Origin of the sequence: Sphingobium sp. MK2 (assembly GCF_040170545.1) — a bacterium.
GTDB lineage: Bacteria > Pseudomonadota > Alphaproteobacteria > Sphingomonadales > Sphingomonadaceae > Sphingobium.
In genome coordinates, this window is the sequence record NZ_JAZDXA010000074.1 from 1 (window position 1) to 8902 (window position 8902).

An 8902-nucleotide genomic window follows, 5' to 3' on the forward strand; every position below is an offset into this window, starting at 1 on the left:
TGGTAACACTCGCGCCGGTGCATGCATCTCATTGAATCACAATGCCTTTTCCAAAAGCACTGTTCAAGTTGGGCCATGATTTTCCGATGGAATCTGGTTCAATCTCCGGCCTCGTTCCCCAATCCATGTGAAAACAGAATAGCTCGTAAAATGGCGCTCCCGGCCTGGGATAGTGATCGCGCTTGCGAATTATTTCTGAATCTTTTTCGAATGAACCCATTTTGATTTCCGTCGCGATTCGCAATCCTCAGCACAGCAGCAACTGGGAAGCGGATCAAGGCGATGGTTTTTATCCACTCAATGCCGAACGTGCTGAGAAGTAGCTCCACCGGCACCCAGCCTCTGCGCCACGAAAAAGGAGAAAGTAGTGTCACAAAATTGTCACTAACAATAGTTGCGATTATGAATTACAATAATCATGTAATAATAATTATGAATAATTTTATGGTCGCATCTACGCAAATTGCACTTCTGACAAAGACAGTCGAACTAGCCAAAAGGTTCGGACTGAGAGCATCAGATTATGTAGCTGAGTATCATTTTGATAATGATTATGAAGCCATAGTCTTTACAGCAACTCCTGTAAATCATCCAGCATTAGAGCGGTACGAACGTATGCTGGAAGCCTTAGACGGCAATTTTGAAACCCAAGAAGTTATGACTACCAGTGTCAGTGAATTAGAAGATCGACTCGACAAGGCTTTGTCGTTAGCACCGCGCGCCCGGTCTCTCTAGCACCGAAATCATACGACGATCCATATCTGACAACTGCAATCCGATGGGAAATCCCCATTTTTGGAAAGGAAACATCATGTCTTTGTTGAACAAGACTATGCTTCTTTCGGCATGGAGGAATAAGTCAGATTCCTTTCGCATGCCGAAGACAGGCAACACTGAGAATCCGCAGGAACCTACGTACACGACGACAGTAGCAGGCGACCATGAATTCGTCAGCACCGTGAATAAGCGGAAAATCCTCGCCGAGCGCGATAACATCCACGCAGATTTTACCCGCACGGCGCATTACGGTCATGTGCCCGCCGATGCGCTGATCTGGCGGCTTCATGCCAACCATTGCGATGAGTTGGCAGAGGATCGGCGCGAACTGAAGGCTACGGAAAATGCGCTGGATACGCATTTGCGCAGGCTGGATGCGCTGTTCCCTGCGCCTGTGCCGCCAGAGCCGGAGCCGCCGCGTGGACGGGTACATCGGCGCATCAGCACCATTTGGCCGTCAGAAAACGGGGCCAGCCTGCGGCATTGATCGTCGACATCCTGGGCCGGGACTCCGGCCCTCTTTTCCCAAGCAAGAAGTGAAGGAGAATAGCGATGAGTTCGTTAGTCCAAGAGTATTACCCGATTACCGAGCGGAGCCAGGTCGGGATCGAAGCGGCGCGCGGCAAGCTCCTGCCGCTAGGGCATGCCTATTTTAAGGCATCGGTCAGCGCCATCGGCATCGTGGTGGCTTGTGCCAGCGAAATGTTCAGCATGAAGGTGGCACTCTCCGCCCAATATGGCACGCTGTCGGACGGCACCAATCTCGGCGAAGAAATGATGTCGATGCGGTGGGGGATCGTCGCGGCCCTGATTTTGAGCCACGCTCTCATTCATGACAATTCCGAGGCGGATGGACATCCGGTTCGCAAGGCGTTGCGCAAGTTCGGTGTTCTGCCGATTGTCGCGCTCATGGGCGGCATGGCCGCATTCATGTTCGTTGCCACCGCGCAAACAGCAGGCGAAGGGGATGGCATTGGGGGCATCGCTGGTGCTGGTCTAGGGCTGGCCTGTGGCGCACTTTTCAGTGTGTCTTTTCTTGCCAGCAATCGCCTGATGGGCAAGTTGCTTCCTGCGATCCGGACAATCCTTTCCGGTAGGGCCGAGCGGGCAGAGGTGGAGAGCATCTCGCACGAACTGGCAGCGGCGGATGCCTGCTATGCCCGTATCGCCGTGCTGCAATCCAGCATCGCCGAGCGGGAAGCTCCCGACGTGCTTCGGCGCAAGGCAGCCGTGGAAGCAGCTGATCTGATCGGCCAGGCCGCTGCGCAGGCCCATGATGCTCATGCTTCGGTCGAATCTGTCGGGAGCGATATTCGACCAGAGGATGTCGTGATGGACCTGCCGGATACACCGCTGCCAGCGCTCGACCGGCTGCAAGCCTATCTCAAAAGCCTGAACGTCCAGTTCTTCCTCACCCTGCTCAAGAACAAGGAGGTATGAAATGACACATGTTATCCTTACCAAAGCCGTGCCGGTGTTCGCCTTGACCGGTCTGGCGCTTTGCCTCGCTGGGTGCAATTCCACCGATGCCACCGTGGAACCTCCCGTGCGACAAGCGGCGGAAATGACGGTAATGCTCGATGCATCGGCGAGTACAGCGTTTATCGCTTCCCCATCCTATGCGGAGGCGTCAGTCAGACGTGTGGGAGAGGCGATGATGCGGCAGGAACTGGGTGACAGTTTCCGCATCATGAATTTCGGTGATCGAAGCGCTGGAAATGGTGTTGCGATTTTCAAGGTGAAGTCCGGCTATGCCAAACGGCTTCCAACCGTCCGCCGAGACATGGAAGCGGCCCTGCAAGATCAGATGGCGAAAAACCGGCAGCGTGGCGGAGATGGCTCAACGAACATTACCTTCAGTCTCGAAAACGCCGGTATCCGCTGCACGCCGCGCAGTGTCGTCGTCATTCTTACCGATGGCATCGCCGAAGATGAGCGTTTCTCGGCGACGAAAGCGCTCAAGGCGGGCCAGCCTGTGCATCTGCCGCCACCGGCATCCCCGTTCCTTCGTGGATGTTCGGTAGATATGATCGGCGTTGGGATGGCACCGGCTGGTATTGGCCAGAGCGCCCAGACGCTACCCAACGATCAGGTGCAGCATCTAATTGCTGGATGGCGCGAATATCTCTCAGCGGCGGGCGTCCGCCCGGAAGACATGGCCTTTACCTCCCTGCTGTGAGGATGGGCAGGCGGCTTCTTAAGCGCTGAGTGCCGCCGCTGAGTGACTGACAACACCTGACAAAACTTGAAGGGCGCGCGGGCTTTGCCGCGCGGCGGTGGGTTCGTGCGCCCTGCATTTTGGAGAATGGCAATGACCCAATGCCCGAATTGTGGCTCTGTCGGCCACCATCATTCTAACCTGATTGACGAGCGGCTTTATCGCGAGGCGGCGGCAGAAGCCGACTACCTGCGCCATTATGGCCGGATCGAGGAAGGCGCGCGGAAACTTGCCGAGCTGAGCGCCGTGCGCATCGCCAACTATCAGCGCCTGCCATGGCGTTGCGCATGCGGAATTTCCTTCCGTGACTGACTGGCTGCGGCAAATCTTCCGCGCCATCGGTGAAGGTATCGCCGACATCAGGGACAAACTCCTGTTCGAGGGCTTCTTTGGTCGCCGGATGCCGGAGCAGCCCAGCCGCAGTGGATGGGATACTGGCCCTGCCGAAGACGACAAGCCGAAACAAGGTGCCTTCGACCGGTTCCTGGGTATCGATCCCGATCACGCCATCGATCGCGCCCGGACAGATCGCGACATGGATCGCGCACCCGGCATCGACCTTTGAAAGGCATCCATCATGGGTAGGAAACGCTTATCACTGGACGGCGCACTGCTGCGCCTGTCGCGGTTCAGCACCTGGACCATACGCCATGCGCTGTCCCATATCCTGATCCTTGGGACTACGGGATCGGGCAAGTCCAGCACAACATTCAAGCAGGTTATCATCGCGATGTTGAGGGCGGGGTTCGGCATGTTGCTGTGCACGGTCAAAGAAGAAGACGCGCGAGAATATAAGAAATACTGCATGGAGGCAGGCCGATGCGCATCGCTTTTCATCTGGCGTGTCGGAGCTGCTGTTCTCGATTTCATCGCGTGGGAACTGGCACGCTCAGGCAATATCAACAATGTCGTGGATGTTGTTGGCGAAATTATCGAAATTGCGCTAAGTTGTTCACCTTCAAGAGGAAAAAGTGGTGACGAGTTCTGGCTCTCGGCCCGGCAGGCCCATTTGCGGTATACGATACCGCCCCTGTTTGCCGCATATGGGCGGGTACGCATTACCGATATTCTTGCCTTTCTGCGAAGTGCACCAAAGTCGCTGGAGCAGATGCGGGACCCGGAATGGCAAAAAACCTCCTTCTGGTGGCAGACCTTTATCAAAGCAGCGGAGCGCCTGAAGCAAGGGCCGATCCCTGGCTTTGACGAAGCGGCGGCCCAGCGCTGCGCGGAATATTGGAATGAGTTCATCAGCCTCGACAGCAAGACGTCGAGCAACATCACCATTACGTTGACGACAGCGCTGTCCCGGTTTGAACAGGGCATATTGTCTGAGTTATTCTGCGGTGAGACAACCATCGTACCGGAAATCCTGTTTCATCAGGCAATCGTCATTCTCGATTTTCCTGTCCAATCTTACGGGGAAGACGGTGCAATTGCGCAGAAAGCCATAAAATATCTCGTGCAGCGGGCGAGCCTTGGTCGCCATGGCATGGATGCGCGGCAGGGTGTCCACCCACTGGGGATTGGTATGGATGAAGCACAGGTCATGCTTTATCACCGCGATGCCGAGTTCATGGCCCGGTGTCGTAGCTCGCTGGTGTCGGTTGTCATGGCGACGCAGAGCTTGCCCGCCTTGCGGGTCGCCTGCGGGGGCGACAATGCTCATGATCGGGCAGACAATCTCGTCAGTAACTTCAACACCATCGTGGTCCATTCGTCAGGGTGCGCTACTACCAATCGGTGGATGGCGGACAAGATCGGCCGCAGCCTTCAGCGGCGCGGCGGCTATAGCCAGAACCATGGCACCAATAGCAGCCATGGCGTCAGCCTTTCTGAGGGCGACAATTGGGGCGTGAACTCTAACTCTGGCGGATCGACCAGCCACAATAGCGGTGCGGGCGGTAGCAGCTATGGCGGCGGCAGTTCGTGGGGCAGCGGGTCGTCCCATGGCGGCTCCGACAGCTATGGCCGTAACCGCTCTACTGGGTCGAGCCAAGGCGAGAGCTGGTCCGTCAACGAAACGATGGATCACACGATTGAGGCCGGTTGGTTTGGCACTGGCCTGCGCACCGGGGGCGATGCCTTTGGAGGCCGGGTTGATGCACTTTGGTATCAGAGCGGCCGCATTTTCCCTGAGACGGCCACCAACTTCCTGCAAGTGGAATATCAGCAGAAATGAGAATGCTCAGCACCAGAACGCGGATGCTGGGGCATCCGTTGATCGTTTATCCCACCATCGGATTTTTCCTGTGGTCGGGCTATATGTGGCTTACCGAGCCGGACACATGGCCGATGGCGGTCGCTGCGTTCATCCTTGGCGGGCCGGTCATGCGCGCTTACGAGCAGCGTGAGGCATGGTTGGCAAAGCGGCGGGCATGGGCCGCAATGGCAAGCCATGTGCGACGACGCAGCACCTTCGTGAAGCCACTGACCGCCGTGATGGCGTTGGTGGCGCTCGCCCTTTACCTCGTCGCCACCATCGACCGGCTGGAGACGCAAACCGCCCTCGGTCTGAGCACGGTTGGGGTGGCCGGTGCCATCATCTTCTTCACTATTCGGGGATTTTATCGCCGGATACGTCGCCGCCGGGCAATGCGGGATGATCTGGTGAGGGTGTGCGTGCGCAAGCCACGGCTGCGGGTGCCTACCGTGCAGCAGGCCTACGCCGCCCTGCCGGATCACTGCCGCCTCATCATGGGAGGGCTGTAATATGCCCGCCCATGCCATCGTCGCCCATGGCGCAATCGGCTCCCGCAGGGACCATGGTGGCATCGCTACCATGCAACTGCCGATTGCCCGTTGCGGGTGGCTGGGTCGCTGCCCGGCCACCCGCAAGGCGACCGTCGCCATCGCCCCCGTGCGCCGGGGAAACAGTCTGTTTCATTGGCGCATTAGGGAATCGTTAACCCTGATCTCCCCCATAATACGTTCAGAAAAGCCTCCAGCATGGGTGCACGTGATGGTTGTTTTAACCGTCACGTATCTACGAGCCCATTCTTCTGCTGGCTCTTTTCTGACTGCGTTTGGGAAGCCGGTTTATCGGCTGGGGAGAGAGGGAGATATGACGACGGACGGTTGGTGACATGGCGCTATTTTCCATGAGGGTCCAGGTGATCCAGAGAAGCGCAGGTAGGTCCGCTGTCGCTGCCGCCGCTTATCGGGCTGGCGAAAAGCTGGAGGACCAGCGCACCGGGCGGGTGCATGACTATACCCGCAAACAGGGCGTCCAGAGAACGGAGTTGATGTTTCCGGATAATGCTCCTGCATGGGTGCAGGGGATCGGACGGGAGGCATTCTGGAACGCCGTTGAGGCTGGCGAGAAGCGCAAGGACGCCCAGGTCGCGCGCGAACTTTATGTGGCAATCCCCCGTGAGTTGGGTCCGGCGGAGCGGATCAGCATCGTCCGCGACTTTGTGCAGGCGAATTTCGTCAGTCGCGGGATGGTAGCCGATTGCTGCTGGCATTCCGTCACCGCCAGCGATTCCGGCGAGAACGTGCATTGCCACATCATGCTGACGATGCGGCCTCTCACTTCGGACGGCTTCGGGCTGAAGATTCGTCACGAGCGCATAAAGGACCCGGAAGGCAAGGTTTATCCCAACGGTCGGCCGGTCATGATAAATTCTAACATAAATAGCTGGAATTGCTCAGATTTTTACGAAAAATGTCGAGAAAGCTGGGAGAACATCGCAAACGCGGCGTTATTACGCGCGGGTGTCGAAGCCCGTATCGACCGGCGCAGTTTCTTGGAGCGAGGCATCGCTCGGTTGCCGGAGCCGATGCTTGGCATTGCCTATTACATGAAGACCGTTCTTTCGCCGGTCTTCCGTGAGAAATGGGGCCAGTATCATATGGCCAAGCATTGGCAGGAATTGGAGCAGCGCGTCAAAAAGGCATTCACTGGGCTGGAGACAGAGCCAACCCGGATGGGGGACAGAGCGCGCAGCGCCAGACGCTGGTTTAATTGGTTCGATAGGCAGGTGGAACGAATGACCCCGGTGGACAAGCCGAACCGTGCGCCGCCGCGTAACTACACCCCTGACATGGAGCGATAGCAATGCCCGATTCCATTCCCAATAGTTGGGAGCCTGATCCGCGCCGGGTCGGCAATTGGCGCGCGATGTTCGAGCAACCCCGTCGCGATGGTGAGCCGCCCGGCCCGGCAGCGGCGTCAGCGCCGCTGCGCGAAGAACCCGCCGATGAGGAAGGGCGCGCACTGGATCTCACCGAGTATAAACCCTGGATCATCCAGCGGGCGCGGTCGCAACCCGCGCTCATGCTGGAATGCCGGAAATTCGAGCCAAGGGCGCGAATATGGACTGGCTGGGCCATGGCCTACCACAGCCTTTATGCCGTCGAATTTATCGGCGACCGAATGCTATCACTGGATTTCGGCACCCGGCAGTTTGCGATCGAGGGCCATGGCCTTGATGAACTGGTGCGGCATATCCAGCAAGGCACCGCCCTGGGCGTCATCGAATATGCCGCCGAGCTGTGGCCCGGTGTGAAGGCGTCACCGTTGGTGACGGCCATTCGACGGGTTGAAGCGCCAGGCTGATATTACAACTTGAATGCTGAAAACCGGCCTAAATCATAGAGGAGATGTGAAAGTGAATGACGGGATAAAATAGCCACGCTCATGCCGCTTATCGGCGAAATTTGACCACCGCCGCTGATATTGCCCTGAAATGGACAGGTCTATTTTCGGCCCTAAACGGCTGACCCATTTCGACAAGTCGAGCCCCGCTGCTAGCCGCAATCTCTGGTCTTTTCTCAATCTACCTTTCAAGTTTCTTTCGTCCCGAAAGAAACTTGTTTCACCCTGCGCCCATCCAAAAATGCGAACTCCGCCCGCCAATGGTCTGCTATACACGTCGAGACGAAGGCTGGGATACACCCGCCGATAGCTCACATCGGTTGACCATGTATGGCTCACCTCTGCTCGCGCTTCAACATATACCCCTGGGGTATCAGAACATGCTCCAACCCGCGTCGCGGGTGGCAGCTTTTCATTACACATAATAGTACGAACATCGCGATACCGCACACCTGCGGTCAACGTGTCGTCACTCCGCGCCCACTTGTCTAAAAAATCATTGTAGGCCGCTGTAAAGCGATAGCGGACATAGGGACGTACGGCGTCCGATACATCGGGGCTTAATTCTCCGCTACGATCCAGCAATTCGCGTACTGTAACGTAGCTATCACCTATCGTGGCCTCGCCATACAAAGCGCTAGTCGGATCAGCCTTATCAAATAGTTGCGGAGCAGAAATAATGCCAAATTTAAATTGCAGTTGAACTCCACCCTTGGTTTTTGGTCGACTGATTGTAAATGCAATTTCTCCTTCACCTTCATCAACAATGTCCTGTGAAGAATCAGAAGGTAGGGATTTTCCTATTCTAGGATTTATCGAAAACGATATATTGTCTTTCCATCCTGGGAATATGCCTTGGTTGGACTGGCTTTCCTGAGAATGTGCCGAAAAGGAAAGAAATGAAGAAAACAAAGCAGATGCCGTCGCAAGCGTCGATTTCATAGAATTAACCCCCGCCAATTCGCTCAAGGCAAATAGCACGAATATTGTTGGTCTTCACAGCGATTTTAAACTGGAAATCGACGATTAAGAATGATGACTCTCAAGGGTACGGCGTAGCATTCGTCTGCACAACGGACAATCGTACGCTGCTTCTCAGCTACCCACCGACAAGCGACGTAGCGAGAGCAATGCTGGACGGAGATTTCCAGCAATTCATTGAGCCCTATCGGGCTCCCACATGCGCGCAGCAAAGGCCCGCTCCTCAACCCCCACAGCATCAAGATAGATAACTGAAGCGCCCCGGGTTTTCAGGAGGCAGTTTTCATTGGGCTATGCAGCCATATCGAGGTTCTCGAGGGCTGCATAGT

Annotated in this window: 12 protein-coding genes; 10 read left to right on the forward strand and 2 right to left on the reverse strand. The window is 56.4% G+C overall.

Going from position 1 to position 8902, the window contains the following annotated elements; genetic code table 11:
* Positions 1 to 282: 282 nt before the first annotated feature.
* The 8 genes from V2I08_RS19895 (at position 283) to V2I08_RS19930 (ending at position 5704) form a co-directional block, all read left to right on the forward strand.
* Positions 283 to 735, forward strand: coding sequence for a hypothetical protein (locus V2I08_RS19895; protein WP_349636501.1), 453 nt, complete (start codon positions 283 to 285; stop codon positions 733 to 735).
* 76 nt (positions 736 to 811) lie between these two features.
* Positions 812 to 1264, forward strand: a complete 453-nt coding sequence (locus V2I08_RS19900; RefSeq protein ID WP_349636502.1) for a hypothetical protein — start codon at positions 812 to 814, stop codon at positions 1262 to 1264.
* 65 nt (positions 1265 to 1329) lie between these two features.
* Positions 1330 to 2217, forward strand: a complete 888-nt coding sequence (locus tag V2I08_RS19905; RefSeq protein ID WP_349636503.1) for a hypothetical protein — start codon at positions 1330 to 1332, stop codon at positions 2215 to 2217.
* A 1-nt stretch (position 2218) separates the two neighbouring features.
* Positions 2219 to 2956 (forward strand): hypothetical protein, encoded by a 738-nt coding sequence (locus V2I08_RS19910; protein ID WP_349636504.1) that lies wholly within the window; start codon positions 2219 to 2221, stop codon positions 2954 to 2956.
* Between the two features lie 132 nt (positions 2957 to 3088).
* Positions 3089 to 3307: a hypothetical protein gene (locus V2I08_RS19915; protein ID WP_349636505.1), complete on the forward strand. Its 219-nt coding sequence runs from the start codon at positions 3089 to 3091 to the stop codon at positions 3305 to 3307.
* Complete coding sequence (locus V2I08_RS19920; RefSeq protein WP_349636506.1) at positions 3300 to 3560, forward strand: hypothetical protein; 261 nt, start codon at positions 3300 to 3302, stop codon at positions 3558 to 3560. The genes V2I08_RS19915 and V2I08_RS19920 overlap by 8 nt, the downstream gene beginning before the upstream one ends.
* Before the next feature lie 12 nt (positions 3561 to 3572).
* Positions 3573 to 5174, forward strand: a complete 1602-nt coding sequence (locus tag V2I08_RS19925; protein ID WP_349636507.1) for a TraM recognition domain-containing protein — start codon at positions 3573 to 3575, stop codon at positions 5172 to 5174.
* Between the two features lie 38 nt (positions 5175 to 5212).
* Positions 5213 to 5704, forward strand: coding sequence for a hypothetical protein (locus V2I08_RS19930; protein WP_349636508.1), 492 nt, complete (start codon positions 5213 to 5215; stop codon positions 5702 to 5704).
* Here V2I08_RS19930 and V2I08_RS19935 read toward each other — a convergent pair.
* Positions 5688 to 5879, reverse strand: coding sequence for a hypothetical protein (locus tag V2I08_RS19935; protein ID WP_349636509.1), 192 nt, complete (start codon positions 5877 to 5879; stop codon positions 5688 to 5690). The genes V2I08_RS19930 and V2I08_RS19935 overlap by 17 nt on opposite strands.
* A 199-nt stretch (positions 5880 to 6078) precedes the next feature.
* Here V2I08_RS19935 and mobQ point away from each other — a divergent pair, with 199 nt between their 5' ends.
* Positions 6079 to 7050, forward strand: coding sequence for a MobQ family relaxase (gene mobQ / locus V2I08_RS19940; protein WP_349636510.1), 972 nt, complete (start codon positions 6079 to 6081; stop codon positions 7048 to 7050).
* Positions 7051 to 7052: 2 nt separating this feature from the next.
* Entirely contained in the window at positions 7053 to 7553 is a 501-nt protein-coding gene (locus tag V2I08_RS19945; protein WP_349636511.1) for a hypothetical protein, read from the forward strand.
* Positions 7554 to 7586: 33 nt separating this feature from the next.
* On the opposite strand, the gene V2I08_RS19950 is transcribed toward V2I08_RS19945, so the two are convergent.
* Positions 7587 to 8534, reverse strand: coding sequence for a hypothetical protein (locus tag V2I08_RS19950; protein ID WP_349636512.1), 948 nt, complete (start codon positions 8532 to 8534; stop codon positions 7587 to 7589).
* Between the last annotated feature and the right edge of the window lie 368 nt (positions 8535 to 8902).